18 protein-coding genes and 2 tRNA genes are annotated in these 18,335 nt (G+C 70.4%); 12 read left to right on the top strand and 8 right to left on the bottom strand.

Annotation, left to right across the window (positions count from 1 at the left end; translation table 11 throughout):
* Window positions 1-65: 65 nt before the first annotated feature.
* Entirely contained in the window at window positions 66-1,304 is a 1,239-nt protein-coding gene (locus LOK55_RS06555; protein WP_229934731.1) for a beta-ketoacyl synthase, read from the top strand.
* 181 nt (window positions 1,305-1,485) lie between these two features.
* Here the strand turns inward: LOK55_RS06555 and LOK55_RS06550 are convergent, their stop codons facing one another.
* The 3 genes from LOK55_RS06550 to LOK55_RS06540 all read right to left on the bottom strand — a co-directional run bounded on the left by LOK55_RS06550 (window position 1,486) and on the right by LOK55_RS06540 (window position 3,666).
* On the bottom strand, window positions 1,486-1,998 hold the full coding sequence (locus tag LOK55_RS06550; RefSeq protein ID WP_229934730.1) for a DUF3145 domain-containing protein: 513 nt from the start codon (window positions 1,996-1,998) through the stop codon (window positions 1,486-1,488).
* 127 nt (window positions 1,999-2,125) lie between these two features.
* The gene (locus LOK55_RS06545; RefSeq protein ID WP_229934729.1) at window positions 2,126-3,082 is read right to left on the bottom strand and encodes a PDR/VanB family oxidoreductase; all 957 of its coding nucleotides are present in this window, start codon (window positions 3,080-3,082) and stop codon (window positions 2,126-2,128) included.
* Window positions 3,079-3,666 (bottom strand): helix-turn-helix domain-containing protein, encoded by a 588-nt coding sequence (locus LOK55_RS06540; protein ID WP_229934728.1) that lies wholly within the window; start codon window positions 3,664-3,666, stop codon window positions 3,079-3,081. The genes LOK55_RS06545 and LOK55_RS06540 overlap by 4 nt, the downstream gene beginning before the upstream one ends.
* Window positions 3,667-3,901: 235 nt before the next feature.
* Here LOK55_RS06540 and LOK55_RS06535 point away from each other — a divergent pair, with 235 nt between their 5' ends.
* The 10 genes from LOK55_RS06535 (at window position 3,902) to LOK55_RS06490 (ending at window position 13,976) form a co-directional block, all read left to right on the top strand.
* Entirely contained in the window at window positions 3,902-5,143 is a 1,242-nt protein-coding gene (locus LOK55_RS06535; RefSeq protein ID WP_229934727.1) for an amidohydrolase family protein, read from the top strand.
* Complete coding sequence (locus LOK55_RS06530; RefSeq protein ID WP_229934726.1) at window positions 5,140-5,877, top strand: ABC transporter ATP-binding protein; 738 nt, start codon at window positions 5,140-5,142, stop codon at window positions 5,875-5,877. The genes LOK55_RS06535 and LOK55_RS06530 overlap by 4 nt, the downstream gene beginning before the upstream one ends.
* Window positions 5,877-6,770 (top strand): ABC transporter permease, encoded by an 894-nt coding sequence (locus LOK55_RS06525; protein ID WP_229934725.1) that lies wholly within the window; start codon window positions 5,877-5,879, stop codon window positions 6,768-6,770. Before LOK55_RS06530 ends, LOK55_RS06525 begins: the two co-directional genes overlap by 1 nt.
* A 64-nt stretch (window positions 6,771-6,834) precedes the next feature.
* Entirely contained in the window at window positions 6,835-8,010 is a 1,176-nt protein-coding gene (locus tag LOK55_RS06520) for an ABC transporter substrate-binding protein (protein WP_229934724.1), read from the top strand.
* A 45-nt stretch (window positions 8,011-8,055) separates the two neighbouring features.
* On the top strand, window positions 8,056-8,799 hold the full coding sequence (locus tag LOK55_RS06515; RefSeq protein ID WP_229934723.1) for an SDR family NAD(P)-dependent oxidoreductase: 744 nt from the start codon (window positions 8,056-8,058) through the stop codon (window positions 8,797-8,799).
* 40 nt (window positions 8,800-8,839) lie between these two features.
* Window positions 8,840-10,174 carry an FAD-binding oxidoreductase gene (locus LOK55_RS06510; RefSeq protein ID WP_229934722.1) on the top strand — a complete coding sequence of 445 codons (1,335 nt, stop codon included), beginning with the start codon at window positions 8,840-8,842 and terminating at the stop codon, window positions 10,172-10,174.
* Window positions 10,171-10,950: a creatininase family protein gene (locus LOK55_RS06505; RefSeq protein WP_229934721.1), complete on the top strand. Its 780-nt coding sequence runs from the start codon at window positions 10,171-10,173 to the stop codon at window positions 10,948-10,950. The genes LOK55_RS06510 and LOK55_RS06505 overlap by 4 nt, the downstream gene beginning before the upstream one ends.
* A 2-nt stretch (window positions 10,951-10,952) precedes the next feature.
* Complete coding sequence (locus LOK55_RS06500; RefSeq protein WP_229934720.1) at window positions 10,953-11,594, top strand: pyridoxamine 5'-phosphate oxidase family protein; 642 nt, start codon at window positions 10,953-10,955, stop codon at window positions 11,592-11,594.
* Window positions 11,584-12,660: a methylenetetrahydrofolate reductase C-terminal domain-containing protein gene (locus tag LOK55_RS06495; protein ID WP_229934719.1), complete on the top strand. Its 1,077-nt coding sequence runs from the start codon at window positions 11,584-11,586 to the stop codon at window positions 12,658-12,660. Before LOK55_RS06500 ends, LOK55_RS06495 begins: the two co-directional genes overlap by 11 nt.
* Window positions 12,657-13,976 carry an amidohydrolase family protein gene (locus LOK55_RS06490; RefSeq protein ID WP_229934718.1) on the top strand — a complete coding sequence of 440 codons (1,320 nt, stop codon included), beginning with the start codon at window positions 12,657-12,659 and terminating at the stop codon, window positions 13,974-13,976. Before LOK55_RS06495 ends, LOK55_RS06490 begins: the two co-directional genes overlap by 4 nt.
* Window positions 13,977-14,102: 126 nt before the next feature.
* Here the strand turns inward: LOK55_RS06490 and LOK55_RS06485 are convergent, their stop codons facing one another.
* The 3 genes from LOK55_RS06485 to LOK55_RS06475 all read right to left on the bottom strand — a co-directional run bounded on the left by LOK55_RS06485 (window position 14,103) and on the right by LOK55_RS06475 (window position 16,685).
* A complete protein-coding gene (locus LOK55_RS06485) occupies window positions 14,103-15,302 on the bottom strand; it encodes a glycosyltransferase (protein WP_229934717.1) in 1,200 nt (399 codons plus the stop codon).
* Between the two features lie 219 nt (window positions 15,303-15,521).
* A tRNA-Ile gene (locus LOK55_RS06480) sits at window positions 15,522-15,595 on the bottom strand.
* A 28-nt stretch (window positions 15,596-15,623) separates the two neighbouring features.
* On the bottom strand, window positions 15,624-16,685 hold the full coding sequence (locus LOK55_RS06475) for a DMT family transporter (RefSeq protein WP_229934798.1): 1,062 nt from the start codon (window positions 16,683-16,685) through the stop codon (window positions 15,624-15,626).
* Between the two features lie 58 nt (window positions 16,686-16,743).
* Here LOK55_RS06475 and def point away from each other — a divergent pair, with 58 nt between their 5' ends.
* Window positions 16,744-17,310, top strand: coding sequence for a peptide deformylase (def, locus tag LOK55_RS06470; protein ID WP_229934716.1), 567 nt, complete (start codon window positions 16,744-16,746; stop codon window positions 17,308-17,310).
* A gap of 59 nt (window positions 17,311-17,369) precedes the next feature.
* Here def and LOK55_RS06465 read toward each other — a convergent pair.
* Together LOK55_RS06465 and LOK55_RS06460 are read right to left on the bottom strand one after the other, a co-directional pair.
* Window positions 17,370-17,442: transfer RNA gene (locus tag LOK55_RS06465), tRNA-Asn, on the bottom strand.
* An 81-nt stretch (window positions 17,443-17,523) separates the two neighbouring features.
* On the bottom strand, window positions 17,524-18,288 hold the full coding sequence (locus tag LOK55_RS06460; RefSeq protein ID WP_196383837.1) for an ATP-binding cassette domain-containing protein: 765 nt from the start codon (window positions 18,286-18,288) through the stop codon (window positions 17,524-17,526).
* Window positions 18,289-18,335 lie beyond the last annotated feature (47 nt).

Raw genomic sequence — 18,335 nt, 5'->3', positions numbered from 1 at the left:
GGCCTCGCGGCGGCCCCGCTGCAGCCTCGCCCCCACCGGAGCACCCCCACACGCGTGAGGACATCATGAGCAACCCCCGAATCGTCGTCACCGGCATCGGCGCGTCCAGCCCCATCGGCGGCACCGCCCCCGAGAGCTGGTCGGCGCTGCTGGCCGGCGCCTCCGGCGCGCGCACGCTCGAGTACGACTGGGTCGAGCAGTACAACCTGCCGGTCACGTTCGCCGCGCAGGCGGCCGTGCGGCCCGACACCGTGCTGGAGCGCCCCGTCGCCAAGCGCCTCGACCCGTCGTCGCAGTTCGCGCTCGTCGCGGCCCTCGAGGCGTGGGCCGATGCCGGATCGCCCGAGGTCGACCCGGAACGGCTCGGCGTCGACTTCGCGACCGGCATCGGGGGTCTGTGGACGCTGCTGGATGCCTGGGACACGCTGCGCGAGAAGGGCCCGCGTCGGGTGCTGCCGATGACGGTGCCGATGCTCATGCCGAACGCGGCGGCCGGCAACCTCTCGCTGCACTTCGGTGCGCGCGCATACGCGCGGACCGTCGCGAGCGCCTGCGCCTCGAGCACGGAGTCGATCGTCAACGCCGTCGAGCACCTGCGCGACGGCCTCGCAGACGTCGTGATCGCCGGCGGCACCGAATCGGTGATCCACCCGGTCACGATCGCCTCGTTCGCCTCGATGCAGGCGCTGTCGAAGCGCAACGAGTCCCCCGAGACCGCATCGCGGCCGGGCAGCATCGACCGTGACGGGTTCGTCATGGGCGAGGGCGCGGCGGTGCTCATCCTCGAGACCGAGGAGCACGCCAAGGCCCGCGGCGCGAAGATCTACGCCGCCGTCGTCGGCGGCGGCGTCACCGCCGACTCGTACCACATCACCGCGAACGACCCCGAGGGCTGGGGAGCGGCGCGCGCCGTGAAGCTGGCGCTCGACATGGCGGATGCCTCGCCGGACGATGTCACGCACATCAACGCGCACGCGACCTCCACCCCGGTCGGCGACCCCAACGAGTACGTCGCCCTGCACCACGTGTTCGGCGACCGGATCGGCGAGATCCCGGTGTCGGCCACCAAGGCATCCACCGGTCACCTCCTCGGCGGCACCGGAGCGCTCGAGGCGATCTTCACGGTTCTGGCGCTCCGCGACCGCGTCGCGCCGCCGACGATCAACATCACCGAGCAGGACCCGGCGGTGCCGTTCCTCATCTCCGGCGAGCCGAAGCCCCTGGGCGAGGGCCCGCAGCTCGCGATCAGCAACTCGTTCGGATTCGGCGGGCACAACGCCGTGGCGGCGTTCGCCTCAGTGTGACCCGCCGTCCGACCTCGACCGCGCGCATGTGACGCGCCGGTGAAAGGGCCCCTCCGCGAAACCAGCGGAGGGGCCCTTCTCGGGTGAGGCGAGCGGTACGCGATCCCCATCCCCGGGAAGCCGTCCGAGGTGGGTACGAGCGCCCCGCGTCGCCCGGTTTGTGTGGTGGTCTGTGCGGCGCTCAGCCCACCTTGTGCAGCCATACGACGGGAGTGTCGTCGCTCGCGTGGCGGAACGGCTCCAGCTCGTCGTCCCACACGGTGCCGAGCGCGACCTGGAGCTCGCGCTGCAGTTCGAACACGTCGCCGGCGGCGATCTCCATCGCGTACCGCACCCGGTCTTCGCCGATGACGATGTTGCCGGCGGTGTCGGTCTGCGCGAAGTGGATGCCGAGGTCCGGGGTGTGCAGCCAGCGGCCGCCGTCGCTGCGCGGCGTGGGGTCTTCGCTCACCTCGAAGCGCAGGTGCTCCCAGCCGCGGATCGCGGTCGCCAGCGCCGCACCCGTGCCGGCTGGGCCCTCCCAGTAGAACTCGGCGCGGCGGCTGCCGGCGAGCACGGGCTGGTCGGCCCAGTCGAAGTTGACCGCACGCCCGAGGGCACGCCCGACCGCCCACTCGAGGTGGGGGCACAGCGCTCGCGGCGCGGAGTGGATGTAGATCACTCCGCGCGCCAGTGTGGTCGCCTGTGTCGCCATCGGACTCTCCGTTTCTTCAGGTACGTCTTCCCCTACGACCTGTTCGCCGGAATGTCTGGCGGGCTATGCGGTTATGCGCCCATTATTGCCGATGCCGCGGCGGAATCACAACCGTGTCATTCCGCGGTCACAGCTCCAGCACGAGCCGGGGGCAGGCAGCGCGCGAGACGCACACGAACATGGTGTCGTTGCGTGCCCGCTGGGCGGGACTGAGAATCGCATCACGGTGATCGACCTCGCCTTCGAGCACCGGCGTCTCGCACGTGCCGCAGGTTTCTTCCGTGCAGCTGGAGAGCACGAGGGCGCCCGCTTCTTCGGCAACCTGCAGGATCGAGCGGTCGGGCGGGACCTCGACGGTGACACCCGTGAGAGCAAGCTCGACCTCGAAAGGTCCCGCCCACACGGGCGCTGACAGGGCCTCGGCCTCGAATCGTTCCATGTGCACCTCGACACCGCGCGCGGCGCCGGATGCCTCGAGGGCATCCAGCAGGCGCGCGGGACCGCACGTGACGATCTGCGCCCCGACGCGGCCGGCGTCAACGACCAGGGCGTCGACGTCGAGCCTGCTCCCCACCTCGCTGACGTGCAGGGTCAACCGGTCACCGTGCACCGCGCGCAGCTCGTCGACGAACGGCATCCGTCCTTCGTGTCCGGCGTAGTGGACCCAAACCCCTCGACCCGCCGCACGCGCGGCGGCCGCCAGCGGGAGGATCGGCGTGATGCCGATGCCGCCGGCAACGAAAACCAGCGGCACGCCGGCCGCGGTCTCGGGCAGCGAAAAGTGATTGCGTGGGCCCGCGGCACGCAGCACCGCTCCCTCTCTCAGCCGGTCGGCGATCCAGCGCGATCCGCCGCGGCCGGCCTCCTCGCGCAGGACAGCGAGCCGCCATGTGCCCGCCCCCGGCGCCCCGGCCAGCGAGTACTGTCGCACGAGCCCCGACGGCAGCACGAGATCGATGTGCGCGCCCGGTTCCCAGTCGGGCAAGGCTGCTCCGCGTGCGGCGAGCTCGATCTCCACGACATCAACAGCCGCCGCGCGGACGCCGACCACGTCGAGTTCGTAATCGCCCTTCGGGGCGCTCATGCGCCCGACTCCTTCACGACGATCAGGCGGTAGGGCTGTCCGTCGGCGCCGCGCCAGCGGTGGCCCGTGCCGCCCGGTGTATACGCCGAGTCGCGCGGCCCCAGTCGGTACACAACCCCACCCAGTTCAAGTTCGATCGTGCCCTCGATGACATGCAGGAACTCGTCTTCGGCGTGGGCCACGACCTCTCCCCATTCGGCGTTCTCGCCCGTGTACTCGATCGGTCGGAACGGACGCCGTGCGCCCGACACGAGCACGCGGCCCAGCCCGCTGCCGAACCCGCCGATGACGCCATCATCTGCCCGCACGATGCTGACGGCGGTCACCTCGTCGGCGGCGCCGCGCTCGTCGGCGAGCAGTTCGACGACGCTCGTGCCGAGTGCGCTGGCGATCTTCTCCAGCGAAGCCATCGACGGCCGCGCGAGGCCGCGCTCGAGCTGGCTCAGGAACGGGTGCGAAAGATCCGCCAGTGCCGCCAGCTGCACGAGCGTGAGCCCGCGCTGCGTGCGCAGGGCGCGCACGCGCGGCCCCAGGGGCAGCAGGGTGCCGGCGGTCTCCGCCGGGCTGGGGGGTGCGGTGGTCACATCGCCTCCTCGAAGGGAATCTGCATCATTTGGTATCACGTCGGACGGCGTCTGCGTGAATGCCGACGCCACGTGGCACAAGGGCCGGGCGCCGTGATTAACAGAGGGACACGATCATGTCACCCGCCCGAAACACGGCGGTCGTAGCGTCGCCAATGTTGAGGCTATCAACATCAGGCCGCGACAAAGGCACACCCGAGTGCCACGCACACACCCCACCGCCAAGAGGAGAATCGTGTCCCTTCCGCGTCCCCTCCACACCCTGCGCAACGCGATGCTGCCCGGCGGCTCGCGCGCCGACGTGGTGCTCGACGGCGAGACTGTCGCGCAGATCGTCGCGCCGGGGACTGCGCCGGTGACGACCGCAGATCTCGACCTGACGGGGTACGTCCTGCTGACGGCGGCGGCCGACCCGCACGCGCACCTGGACAAGTCGCGCACGTGGGATCTCATCTCCCCCACCTTCGGCGACCTGCCCACCGCAGTCGCGCAGTACGCCGAGTACGCGGATGCCGAGACACGTGCGTCGATCGCCGATCGTGCCCGCACAACGGCACTCGACATGCTCGCGCACGGCGTCACCGCGGTGCGTTCGCACGCGAACTTCCTGTCCGGCGACGACCCGCTGCGCGGCGTCGACGCGCTCCTGCAGGTGCGCGAAGAGCTTCGCGACCTCATCGACATCGAGCTGTGCACGCTCGGCGACGAGACCGTCACCGACGAGCTCCACACCGAGGCGATCGCCCGCGGCGTCGACCTCATCGGTGGGGCACCGCACCTCGCGACAGACCCGCAGGCAGAGCTCTCCCGCCTCCTCACCCTCGCCGAGCGCCTTGGCTGCGGCGTGGACATGCACACCGACGAGGCGTTGCACGGGCCGCTCACGATCGTCGAGCTGGCGCGGCGGACGGCATCCTGGACCCATGGCACGGCATCGGCCGGGCACTGCTCGCGCCTGGGCACGTTGACTGCCGACGAGCTCTCCCCCATCATCGATGCGGTCCGCGACGCCGACCTCGGCGTCATCACACTGCCGATCACGAACCTGTACCTGCAGGGCTGGGACATGCCGACGTCGACCCCACGGGGCCTCACTGCCGTCCGCGCGCTGCTGGATGCCGGCGTGCGGCTCGGTGCCGGTGCCGACAACGTCCGCGACCCCTTCAACCCGCTCGGCCGCTGCGATCCGCTCGAGACTGTCGCGCTGTTGGTGACCGCAGCACACCTCACGATCGATGAGGCGATCACGCTCGTGTCCGACGGCTCGCGTTCGGTGATGCGCCTCGCACCTGCGGGCGCGACAGCCGGCGCCCAGGCCGAGTTCGTCGCCGTGCGCGGCACGAGCGTCGCCGACGTCGCGGCATCCGCCGACCCCAACCGTCACGTCATCCATCGGGGACGACTTGTCTCGTCCACCGTCGCCACAGTGACCACGGCCGCGTGGTCACCCGCAACCGAAAGGCAGGTGACCGCGTGAGCGAGACCCTCCTCGACTTCACCAACGTCGAGATGACCTTCCCCGGCGGTACCGTCGCCCTGCGCGGCGTCGACCTCACCGTCGGCCGCGGCGAGTTCGTCACCGTCGTCGGCCCCTCGGGCTGCGGCAAGTCGACGCTGCTGCGCATCGCGTCGGGCCTCGAGACGGCCAGCGACGGCACTGCGCAGGTGAGCACCGACCGGATCGGGTACGTGTTCCAGGACGCGACGCTGCTGCCCTGGCGCGACGTGCAGGCCAACGTCGAACTGCTCGCCGAGCTCAACTGGCAGACGAAGGCCGTGCGCTCGAAGAAGGCGGCCGAGACGATCGAGCTCGTCGGTCTCACCGGCTTCGAGAAGCACCTGCCGCGGCAGCTGTCCGGCGGCATGCGCATGCGCACCTCGCTCGCACGCTCGCTGACGCTCGACCCGGAGCTGTTCCTCTTCGACGAGCCGTTCGGCGCCCTCGACGAGATCACGCGCGAGCACCTCAACGACGAACTGCTGCGTCTGTTCGTCGAGACCCGCTTCGCGGGGCTGTTCATCACGCACTCCGTCTCCGAAGCGGTCTACCTGTCGACCCGCGTCGTCGTGATGTCGGGGCGACCCGGCCACATCGTCGATCAGTTCGAAGTGCCTTTCGACATGCCGCGCGACCCCGACATCCGCTACACCGGCGCCTTCGCTGAGCTCGTCGGCCAGGTATCGCACGCACTGAGAGAGGGGCACCACTGATGTCCGAGACCGAACCGCTCGTCTCCACCGAGACGGCGTCGACGGATGCCGGCGCGCGCACCGCCGTCGACGCGGAGGAGATCGCGGCCGAACAGGCCACCGTGCCGCGCCGACGGACGTCGCTGTGGGCACGCCCGAGCTACTGGGTGCCGCCGATCCTGCTTCTCGCTGGGATCATCGGCGTCGTCTACCTCATCGGCGCGCTGCTCGGCACCCGCAGCTATCTCATGCCGCAGCCGCACGTCATCTTCGCCGTCTACACCGACCCCAAGACGGGCCCGGAGATCTTCGAAGCGCTGTGGAACACCGCCCAGGTAGCCCTCGTCGGGCTCGTCATCGCGATCGTCATCGGCGTCGTCTGGGCCGTCGCGATGAATCTCGCGAAGTGGGTCGAGCGCACGACCTTCCCGTACGCGGTCATCCTGCAGTCGATCCCGATCCTCGCCGTCGTACCGCTCATCGGCTTCTGGTTCGGGTACGACTTCATCGCCCGCACCATCGTGTGTGTGTTGATCGCACTGTTCCCGATCGTCTCCAACACCCTGTTCGGCCTGCAGTCGGTCGACCGCGGTGCGCGCGAGCTGTTCCAACTGCAGAAGGCGACGCGCTGGATCGTGCTGCGCAAGCTCGAACTGCCGACGGCCCTTCCCGCGATGTTCGCCGGAATGCGCATCTCAGCCGGTCTGTCGATCGTCGGCGCGATCGTCGGCGACTTCTTCTTCCAGCGCGGCACCCCCGGCATCGGCGCCCTCATCGCGAAGTACCAGTCGCGACTGCAGAGCCCCGAGCTGTTCGCCTCGATACTGCTGGCGTCGCTGTTCGGCGTCGTCATCTTCCTGTTCTTCGGCTGGCTCGCGAGGCGAGCCGTCGGCAAGTGGTACGACTTCGGCTGATCAGCCGCGGTTCGTCCGTCACAGCACCACCGTCCCGTCCGCACCACCAATCCCTAGGAGAACCATGCGCATCACCCGCAAAAGCGGCTTCGCCGCCGCCGGCCTCGTCGTCGTCAGCGCGCTGACCCTGGCCGGCTGTTCGTCCTCGTCGCCCGAGCCGGCGGCATCCGAGAGCTCCGACGGGCTCGCCATCGGTGCCGTCGACCTGGCGGCGGCCGGTTGCCCGGCCGACATTCGGATCCAGACCGACTGGAACCCCGAGTCCGAGCACGGTCACCTCTACCAACTGCTCGGCGACGACTACACGATCGACAGCGACGAGAAGTCGGTCACCGGCCCCCTCATGGCCTCGGGCGAGTACACCGGCGTCGATGTGACCATCCTCTCCGGCGGGCCCGCAACGGGCTTCACCCAGCCCAACGCCCAGATGTACAACGATCCGTCGATCTTCATGGCGTACGTCGGCACCGACGAGGCGATCGCCCACTCGGGCGACCTGCCGACCGTCGGCGTGTTCGCACCGCTGCAGAAAGACCCGCAGATGATCATGTGGGACCCCGAGACCTACCCCGACGTGAAGACCATCGCCGACCTCGGCACCGAGGGCGTCACGATCCGGGTGTTCCCCGGCGGCACGTACATCGACGCGTTCGTCGGTCAGGGCATCCTCTCGGCCGACCAGATCGACTCAACCTACGACGGCACCCCCGCGGTCTTCGTCTCGGAGGCCGGCAAGATCGCGCAGCAGGGCTTCGCCTCGGCAGAGCCCTACATCTACGAGAACGAGGTCGCCCAGTGGGGCAAGTCGGTGAGCTACCAGCTCATCAACGACGCCGGCTACCCGAAGTACGCCGCCGTGCTGAGCGTCATCCCGGAGAACATCGACGCCTACAGCGAGTGCCTCGCGGCCCTCGTGCCGGTGCTGCAGCAGGCAACCGTCGACTTCTTCGCCGACCCGCAGCCGACGATCGACCTCATCCTCGAGCTCGTCGACGCGTACGACACCGGATGGGTCTACAGCCAGGGCGTCGCGGAGTACTCCGTCGACACGATGCTCAGCGACGGCATCGCGGGCAACGACGCGGACGGTGCGATGGGCACGGTGGATGCCACGCGCATGACCGACCTGTTCGACCTGGTCACCCCGATCTACACCGAGCAGGGTCTGCCGGTGAAGGACGGCGTGAGCGTCGACGACATCTGGACCGACCAGTTCCTGGACTCGTCGATCACGTTCTGATCCAGCTCCGCACCATTCACTGATCCCCCACGAAAGGCCCCTCCGATGACGACATCCACGACACGCCTGCACGGCGCCACGGCCATCGTCACCGGAGGGGTCGGCGGGATCGGTGCCGCCATCGTGCGCCGCCTCGTCGACGAAGGCGCCGCCGTCGTCATCCTCGACCTCGCCAGCGAATCCTCAGCGACGCGTGCTGCCGAGATGGGCGCTCACTTCCTGCCCGTCGACCTCGCCGACCGGGCCGACACGCGGGCCGCCGTCGCACAGGCCGTCGACCTCCTCGGCGGTGTCGACGTGCTGGTCAACTGCGCCGGTGTGTTCCGCCTCGTGCCGGTCCTGGAGATCACCGACGCGGAGTGGGACCGCGTCATGAACATCAACGCCCGCGGCACCCTCCTGACCATGCAGGCCGTCGCACCCGTCATGATCGAACGCGGCGGTGGGCGCATCGTCAACCTCGCGAGCATGGCCGCGAAGGCCGGCGGCGCGATGGAGGCACACTACGCGGCATCCAAGTCGGCCGTCGTCGCCCTCACCCGCGCCGCCGCAATCGAGTGGGGCGGCCACGGCGTGACCGTCAACGCGATCTGTCCCGGCTACGTGCTCACCGAGATGGGCGCTGGCACCCGCACCGAAGAGCAGGTCGCCCAGTGGACGGCGAAGTCTCCCCTCGGCCGCCTCGGCGTGCCGGACGATGTCGCGGGCCTGGTCGCCTATCTCGCGACCGACGGCGGTTACGTCACCGGCCAAGCCCTCAACGTCACGGGCGGCATGGTCATGCACTGACGAGCAGGCCATCACCGTCATCTTCGAAAGGACCCACCCCATGCCTCACGCCGACCTCGATCAAGCCACGATCGACGCACTGGCCACAGAGCTGCGCGAACTTCTCGGCGCCGATGCCGTCAGCGATGAGCCGCAGGCTCTCGATCGGGCATCCATCGACGGATCGCATCTGTCGCCCGTCATCGCCGAGCAGCTGCCGCTCGGACGTGCGCAGCTGGTCTGCTACCCCGCCACGGCGGAGGACATCGCGGCGAGCGTCGGCGCAGCCGTGCGCCACGGCGTGCCGATCACGCCGCGCGGCAAAGGCACCGCCAACTACGGGCAGACGCTGCCGATGGCGGGTGGCCTCGTGCTCGACACGTCTCGTGCGCGGAAGATCCTCGAGGTCGGCGACGGCTGGCTGCGCGCCGAAGCCGGGGCGACGATGATCGCGATCGAACAGGCCGCGATCCGCAGCGGCCAGCAGGTGCTGCAGTATCCATCGACGGCGCAGTCGACCGTCGGCGGCTTCGTCTCGGGCGGATCGGGCGGCACCGGATCGATCGCGCACGGCATGATCCACACAGGTTTCGTCACGGCGCTCGATGTCGTGCACGCGGTACCCGACGCAACACTCATCCACGTCGAGGGCGAGGCGACCGAGCCGTATCTGCACAGGTACGGCACCGTCGGCGTGATCGCGACGGTGACGGTGCGGCTCGAGCCCCTGCAAGAGTGGCGCGCGTTCTTCGCGAGCTTCGACGACTTCCACGACCTGTTGAGCGTCATCCGGGCATTCCCCGAGCTCGAGCCGACGCCGCGCCTCGTGTCCGGCGACCTGCCGACGCTCGCCGAAGCGCTCCCCGCCGACCCGGCGATCTTTCCCGGGCGGGCGAGCCTGCGAGCCATCCTCGATGCCGACAGCATCGCCGCTGCGACCGCGCTCGTCGAGGCCGCTGGAGGTCGCGTCGACGACGTGCGCGAGGGCGCGCAGGCGTGCATCAAGCTGTCGATGACGAGCTACAACCACCCGATCGAGTGGCTGCAGAAAGCGTACCCGAACACGTACTTCCACGTCGAAGTGTGGGGCGACGCGATCATCGACCGCATCGACGAACTGCACGAGGTGTACGACGGCGGAATGCTGCACATCGAAGCCCAGCAGGGCCGCCCGATCGGCATGCTCGCGGGCGTCTACCACGGCGCCGACGAGGTGTACGCCGGCCTACCGAAGATCGAGGCCCTCGGCGTCGGCTGGCACAACCCGCACCAGTGGTACGTCGACTACGAGCCGGCCGCGACGATAGCGTTCGCCGCGGAGACCGACCCGCAGGGCCTCATGAATCCAGGCAAGCTCGTCGCGCCCGGCACGTTCCAGACCGGGAGCCAGATGTGAGCGCACCCTCATCGCGCCGGTGGGGCGACGCTCCGGGACCCGTTCTCGCGGACGCTCTGACCGAGGCATCCGTCCTCGTCGTGCCGGTCGGTGCCGTCGAGCACCACGGCCCGCACCTTCCCCTCGCGACCGACGCGATCATGGCCGCGCAGATCGCGGCGCGCATCGTCGATGCCGCCGTTGCGGCCGGCCATGACGCGTGGCTGCTGCCGACGCTCGCCGTCACGAAGTCGGACGAACACGCGTGGGCGCTCGGAACGCTGTGGCTGTCCGCTGACACCTTCTCGCGGGTACTGACCGACCTCGGCCGATCGATCGCGGCGACCCCCGCGCGAACCGTACTGTTCTACAACGGGCACGGCGGCAACATCGCACCGCTCACGGTCGCCCTGCGCGAGCTGCGGCGCCAGTTCGGGCTACGCACGTTCCTCGACGGTGTGCAGGTGCCCGCGGGGCCGACCGAGCGTGGCTTCCGCATCCACGGCGGCCACGGCGAGACCTCGCTGTTGATGCACCTGCGCCCTGATCTCGTCGACGAGGCTGCGTTCGCGCCCGCCGTCCCGGAGGCGATCGCAGGGTTCGAACGCATCGGGTTCGCGGGTCGCCCCGTGCAGTTCGGCTGGTGCTCGGACGACTTCGGCACCGGGGGCGTCATCGGCGACCCGACGACGGCGACCGCCGCGATCGGCGAAGCGCTGGCGGCACAACTGGTCGCCGACGGTGTCGCGACGATCGACGAGATCGTGCGCTGGCCCATCGGACCGAGGACGGTGTGACGATGTCGACCGACGAATGGGATGCCCTGACCGACGATCCGATGCCGCTGCTGAACGCGTGGCTGCCCGGCAACGACGAGCCCACACGCCCGCTCATGACCCTCGCCACACTCGACGAGAACGGCGCTCCGGATGCCCGCTCGGTGCTGCTGTCGGAGTGGGATGCCGACGGCTTCTACTGGCACACCGATGCCGCCTCTCGCAAGATCGCGCACGTTGCGGCGGCGCCGGCCGTCGCCCTCTGCATCCCGCTGCTGGGAGTGCCGCACGCCGACGCGAAGCACCAGCTCGTCGTCCAGGGCGTCGCCGAACCGGCGCCGCAGGCGGAGCAGGACCGTGCGTACGCGGCACGCCCGCCGTACCTGCAGCAGCTCGCCTGGCAGAACACTCCCGAGTTCGCCGCCCTCCCCCAGGGTGAGCGCATCGCCGCATGGGCCGAGTTCGCGGCCGCGCATGCGGATGGCTTCACCGCGCCGGATGCCTGGACCGGGTGCCTCGTGCGCCCACACCGCCTGACGTTCTGGTTCGGCAGTGAACACACCGCCAGTCGTCGCGTGGAGTACACGCGCGGCGAGAACAGCGCGGGCGGCACGGGCGGAGGCCGCGGCGCGCGCGGCTGGAAGCGGCAGATCCTTGCCGGTTGACGAGCTCGCGCGGGTGGATGCCACCGCCGCGTGTCCGAAGCGCATGGAGTACGGGCCGTGCGGCGGGGTCGGCTTCGACGGCTCGTGCGAGATCGACGCCGCGCATGCCTGTCCCTTCGTGCAGCTCGACACCGTGCGCTGGCACGGCGTCGTGGCGGAGCGAAGCCCGCGGCCGGCCGACCCCGTGCCCGAGCCGACCGTCTCCGCGGGCGCAGCGCGCGTGCGCGCACTGCTCGAGACCCGCCGGATCGTCGTCGCGGACTTCCCTGCCCGCGCCCTCGACCCACGGTCACTCGAAGACTGCGTCGCGGAGATGGTGGGCCCGGTCGATGCCGTGCTGTCGGGCGACGCGGGCCCTGCGCGCGTGCAGTTCGCGCCGACCTACCGCGCGCGGCTGATCGCCGACGCCGGCATCCTGCCGTTCATCGGCGTCAACTGCCGTGACCGCAACCGGGTGGCCCTTGAGGGCGAGCTCGCGGGCCTCGCCCACGCCGGCGCGGGTGTCGTGCACTGCGTCACGGGCGATCACACCGAGACCGGGTCGCGCCCCGATGCACAGCCGGTGTTCGATCTGGACTCCACCGAGCTCGCCGCCCTCGCCCGTGCCGCGGGACATCTCGTCTCGGTCGGCGAGTCGCCGACGACGCCGCCCATCGACCGGCGTGCCGCACGCCTCCGCGAGAAGGAGAAGGCGGGCGCCGAGCTGTGCTTCGTCAACCACTGCGGCGGCGCCGAGCCCGTCGCCCGCTTCATCGCCGCAGCGCGTGCGCTCGGCTCGACCTCGCGGTTCATCCCGTGCATCCCGGTCGTGCTCGACGAGGGGTCGGCGCAGTTGCTGCGCACCTTCACGACGCTCGTGCTGCCACCGGGCTACCTCGAGGGCATCCTGTGTGCTGCCGACCCACGTGAGGCCGGCATCGCCGCCGCTGTCGCGCTGTCGCGCGCGATGCTCGCGATCGACGGCGTCGCCGGCGTCGACCTCTCCGGCGGCGCGGCCCCGGGGCGCGAGACCACCCACGCACGCGATCTCGCTGAGATCGCCCGACGACTGGAGGATGTCCTGTGACCGAACGCGGATACCGCTTCACGGGAGCGGTCGCGATCGTGCTCGACGGTCACACCGAACCCGGCGACGGCGCAGAGCTGATCGTGCGTGACGGCGTCGTGCAGGAGTCTGCGCGCGGCGACGAGGTCGAGATCGACGCGACCGGGTGCGTCATCACGCCGGGTCTCGTCAACGCGCACCACCACCTGCTGCAGAGCGCGTTCCGCACGCTGCCCGGCACCCGCAGCGTGCCGATGGCAGTATGGCTGCCGACGATGGCCGCCGCGTATGCGCGCGTCGGGGTGGATGCCGAGCTCGCGGGAGCCGCGGCATCTGCCGGCGTCGCCGAGGGTCTGCTCGCCGGCGTCACGACCGTCGCGGACCACCACCTGACGTGGCCCGTGGGCGGCGACGGTCTCGCGATCGCCACGGCGACGATCGACGCCGCGGCGGAGCTCGGTGGCAGGCTCGTGTTCGTGCGCGGGTCTGCGCGCGACGATCCGCAGGATGCTGCGGCGGGCGCCGACGCGATCGCGGCAGCCTTTCTCGGTGGCGAACCGTCCGGTGGCGTGACCCGCGACGGCATGCTGCAGGTCGCGGTGGGGCCTGCGGGCGTGCACTCCGACGCTCCGGAGACGTTCGCGCTCATGGCCGAGGTCGCGGCGCGGTACGGCCTGCGCCGCCGCACCCAGGCGAACGAGCAGGTGGACGTCGCGATCGCCCTGGAGAAGTACGGGCGCCGCCCCCTCGATCTGCTCGAGGAGTGGGGCTGGCTCGCGGACGACGTCACGATCGCGCACCTGTGCGACGTCACGGCCGACGAGATCGCACGCGTCGCTGCGCACGGCGTGACCGCGACGCACGCACCCGGCTGCGACGTGCCGATGGGCTGGGGCGTCGCCCCCGTCGCGGACCTTGCCGACGCCGGCGTGACGGTGGGGCTCGGGACGAGCGGAGGCGGGTCGAACGACGCCGGGCACCTCTTGGCCGACGCTCGCCTCGCGATGCAGGTGTCGGGCCTGGTCGGCCCGACCCTGGCCGCGCGGACGGTGATCGCGATGGCGACCTCCGGCTCGGCCGCTGGGCTCGGACGCCCCGAGCTCGGCCACTTGCGCCCGGGCGCTGCTGCCGACCTGTGCCTGTGGGATATGTCGGGCGTCGCGGATGCCGGCGTCGCGGATCCCGTCGCGGGCCTGCTCTGGGCTTCGCCCGGCCGCCGCCCCCGCGACGTCTACGTTGCGGGCCGCGAGGTCGTGCGGGGCGGCACGCTCGTCACCACCGAGGCGCGTGCCGTCGGCACGCGCCTGCGCAACCTGCTCGCCGCACGCGGCGCCTGAGGGACCTGCTCGCCGAGTGCGCCGGTTGTTGCCGAGTGCGCCGCGTGATGCACAGGCACAACGGGCGCTCTCGACACCAGACGGCGCACTCGACGGCGTACGTGGCGCCGTCTCGGGGACGCCGACTCAGCCCTGTGGCACCAGCACGGGTGCGGTCTGAGAGGCGACCACCCCGGCGAAGCGCTCGTAGTCGTCGATCATCCGCCGGCGGTCGACGCGTGTGCGGGCTGCGACAGCGGCCTGGCGGCGTGCGCGGCGTTCCTCCCACGCCTGATCCCACGCGGCGGCGACGCCCGCGGGGTCGGGGCCCGTGACCAGTCCGACGCCTGCGACCTCGCGCGCCGCGTCACCGACGTCGGTCGTGACCGGGATCGCGCCGCTCGCGATGCCTTCGATGAGGCACAGCGGCGACGCTTCGCCGAAGGCGCTCGTGAGGGCGACGATGTCAGCTGCCTGGTAGATCGCCGGCATGTCGTCGCGGATGCCGAGCGCGTGCACGCGCGAACGGTCCGCAATGCCGACGCGGTCGGCCAGCTCGGCGAATGCCGGGTTGTCCCACGTCATGCCGGCGCCGCACAGCACGTAGTTGCTCACGCGGTTGGCCGCCATGTGGGCGCTTGCCGCCCGCAAGAACAGCTCGGGGTCCTTCATCGCGTCGAACCGTGCGGCGAGCAGGATGACCGGCCCACCGCCACGGATGCCGATCGCGGCGCGCCGGCGGCGCCGGGTGCGCGCGGACGGCGGCTGGAACCGGGTCGTGTCGATCCCGTTGGGGATGACCGCGGAGGTGCGCGCGATGACACCGGCATCCACGTACGCGTCCTTCGTGCTCTGCGCGCAGGCGATCACACCGGTGACGAGGCCGGTGGAGGTGGCGTCGCGCAGCCACTCAAGAGCCGGACCGGAGTGCTCGGGGTCGGAGCGGTGCAAGCACGCAATGACCGGAATCTCGGGCATGAGCCGCGCGCGCTGCAGCTCGAGCAGCAGAGCCAGCGGCTGCTCCTTCAACGTCAGGATCAGGTCGGCGCCGGCGACGGCTGCCGCCGCCGTGCGCAGCTCGTCCGCCGTGAACGCGGACGGCGGCTCGGCACCGGCCGTGCGATCGAGCGCCGTGATGCTGACGCCGGACGCGACCAGTTGCTGGTAGCGCAGGTCGTCTTCGGCGCGCTGGACCGTGCCTTCCCGGCGTGCTTCGTCAGTCAGCGACAGCACGGAATGCTGTTGTCCGCGCTGGTGCAGCGACGTCACGACATCGGTGTGGAGAATACGGGCGCCGCCCGCGAAGAAGCCTTCGTAAAGGGAGAGCACACGGCGTGTCTGAGGCATGATCCACATACCAACAAGACCGCGCCCGAGAGTCAACCGCGCGGAGGTAAACGTTCCCCGCCGGTCACCCGCGCGTGACCTCTCCGCAACATCCGCGCGCGGGCCGTGGGCGTCGAACGCGCTGGTTGGTGCCGGCTGAGCCCGCTCCTGCACGTCCGAAACCGGCGCACTCGGCATCAGCTGGCGCACTCGGCGTGAGAGGGAGGCCACGGCGGAGAGTAGGGCGGGTGGGACTTGAACCCACGATCGTCGGGTTATGAGCCCGCTGCCTTGACCAGCTTGGCCACCGCCCCGCGCCGGACGGATCCGGCGGGTTCGAGTTTAGCGGCGCCGGTCGTCTCCGCGTTCACGCACGGGCGGCTCGGGCCACACCTTCGACACCGCCTCGGTGAGGCGGATCGAGCCGGTCTTGGGATGCGCCGGATCGCCGCCGCTCCCCCGCGGGATCGGCAGCTCCTGGCTGTCGCTGATCACCTGCGGGTGATAGCGCGCCAGCCCGAATACGCCGATCACGGCCAGTGCTCCCGCCAGGACGAAACCGATATAGGCCCCGAGCGGGGCACCGTCGGCCTCGTGCAGGACCGTGAGGCCGATGATGATCGCGACGATCGGATCGACGACGGTGAGCCCCGCGATCACGAGGTCCGGCGGCCCCGAGGCGTATGCCGTCTGCACGAAGTAGGCGCCGACGGCGGTGCCGGCGATGAGTGCGACCGCGCACGTGAGCGTGAGCCAGTCGAAGTCGCCCGCCTGAAGCCGACTGATGACGACCTTCGCGAGCGTCGCGACGAAACCGTAGATGACGCCGGCCGAGACGATGTAGAACAGCGCCGACGTGCGACGACGCAACCGCATCCAGCCGCCGCCGAGCAGCACGATGACGACAGCGAGGATGATCAGCACCGTGATGAGCTGCTGATCGCTCACGGCCGTGTCGACGGCGTAGAGCGCGGCGATCGTCACGAAGATGAGGATGCCGACGACGCACAGCACGATCGCCGTGATCGACCGTACCGTGGGCTTGTGTCCACTGACGCGGGCATTGAGAAGTGTCGTGATGACGAGTGAGATCGCGCCGATCGGCTGCACGAGGATCAGCGGGGCGAACGACATCGCCGACAGCTGACAGACGATCGCGAGCCCCAGCATGAGCGTCCCCACGACCCACGATGGCCGCCGCAGCAGGTTGAGCAACTGGCTGCCCGTGAGACCCGTGTTGCCGGCGGTCGCGGTAAGCCGCTCGACCTTCTGGACGCCGCGATGCTGGTACTGCGCACCGAACGACATGAAGACCGCGCCGAGAAGCGCAAGCGGAATGCCGATCAGGATCGCGGGGTCTTTGAAGATGCCGACGAGGTCGTCGGTGATGTCGTCCAAGGCCATCAGCGCGGCATCCACTCTTCGACACTAACCGCACGGTGCGCTCGGTAGGCTCAGGGACGTGGCTGTTCTTCCGATTCGCATCATGGGCGATCCCGTCCTGCACGCCCCCGCCGAGCCTGTCGGGGAGATCACCGACGAGATCCGACAACTCGTCGCCGACATGTTCGAGACGATGGATGCCGCTCCGGGCGTCGGCCTCGCGGCGCCGCAGATCGGCGTCGGTCTGCGCATCTACACGTACACCTACCAGGACGACGAGGGCGAGCCGTGGCGCGGCGTGCTCATCAACCCCGAGCTGTGGATGACGCCGACGATCCCCGGCGCACCCGACCCTGACGACGAGTCCGAGGGATGCCTGTCGTTCCCCGGCGAACGGTTCCCGCTTCGCCGCTCCGATCGGGTGATCGTCACCGGCATCGACCTCGACGGCGAGCCGGTGCGGATCGAGGTCGACGGGTGGCGGGCGCGCATCATGCAGCACGAGTTCGACCACCTCGACGGCACGCTCTACATCGATCGCCTCGACGACGGCGACTGGAAGACCGTGCAGAAGATCGCCCGCAAGCGCGGCTGGGGGCGCCCCGGCGCCTCGTGGATGCCAGGCGTCGACGACATCGACGCCTGAGCGAGTCTTCCCGCCGCAACAATGAAGAACGGCCCCAGAGTGGAGTCTGGGGCCGTTCGCTCCCCGGCTTGGACTCGAACCAAGAACCTGCCGGTTAACAGCCGGCTGCTCTGCCAATTGAGCTACCGAGGATCAGTCACCCGCGAGCGGGCAACCCGTCCATATTAGCAAAGTCGGAGGGGTGCTCGTGACGCGCCCCACCCCGCGTGTCGCTCACGACGCGATCCGCGCACCCTCGTCGGGAGTCCACAGCACATCGGCGGTGCCATGGCCGAATCCGACCGGGCGCCCCGCGCGCAGCACGAGCACATCGGCATCGAGGTCGCGGACCGTCTCGGCGTCGTTCGTGACCACGAAGATCGCCATCCCGTCCTCGTCGCGACGGCGCAGCAGCGCATCGCGCGCGGCCTTGCGCACCTCCAGATCGAGGTTCGCGTAGGGGTCGTCCCCGACGAACAGCCGCGGGTTCAGCACGAGCGCCCGCGCCAGGGCGACTCGCTGCCGCATGCCCGAGCTGAGCTCGTACGGGTACTTCGCGGCGGCACCGAGCGGCAGCTGCAGCTCGTCGAGGAGACCCGCGACCCGCAACGCCAGGGCGCGCTCGTTGACACGTCGATCCCGGGAGGTCACGGGCTCGCCGATCACCTCGCCGACGGTCAGCCTCGCCGGCAACTCACCGCCGGCGCCCTGCGAGAGATAGCCCGTGAGGTACGTGCGGACGCGCTGCTTTCGCCCCCGCGCGCGCACCGGGATGCCCTCGACCGCAGCGGATCCGCCGACGACCGCCAGACCGGGCTCGTCGGCGCCGGCGAGCAGTGCGGCGAGACTCGACTTGCCGGCGCCCGTCGGTCCCATGATCGCGAGCGCGCGGCCGGCAGCGAGCCGGAGCGTCACGCCCTCGACGACACGCGTTCCGCCACGCGCGACCGACAGGTCGTCGCACTGGACGGCGAACTCGCTCGAGGCGCGGCGCTGCATGGCTTTCATCCTGCCCGCTCGGCGTCCGCTTCGCCAGCCGGACCCCC

It is taken from the genome of Microbacterium sp. F2E (assembly GCF_020905435.1).
GTDB classification, from domain to species: domain Bacteria; phylum Actinomycetota; class Actinomycetes; order Actinomycetales; family Microbacteriaceae; genus Microbacterium; species Microbacterium lacticum.
This window is presented reverse-complemented; position numbering and strand designations above follow the sequence as displayed.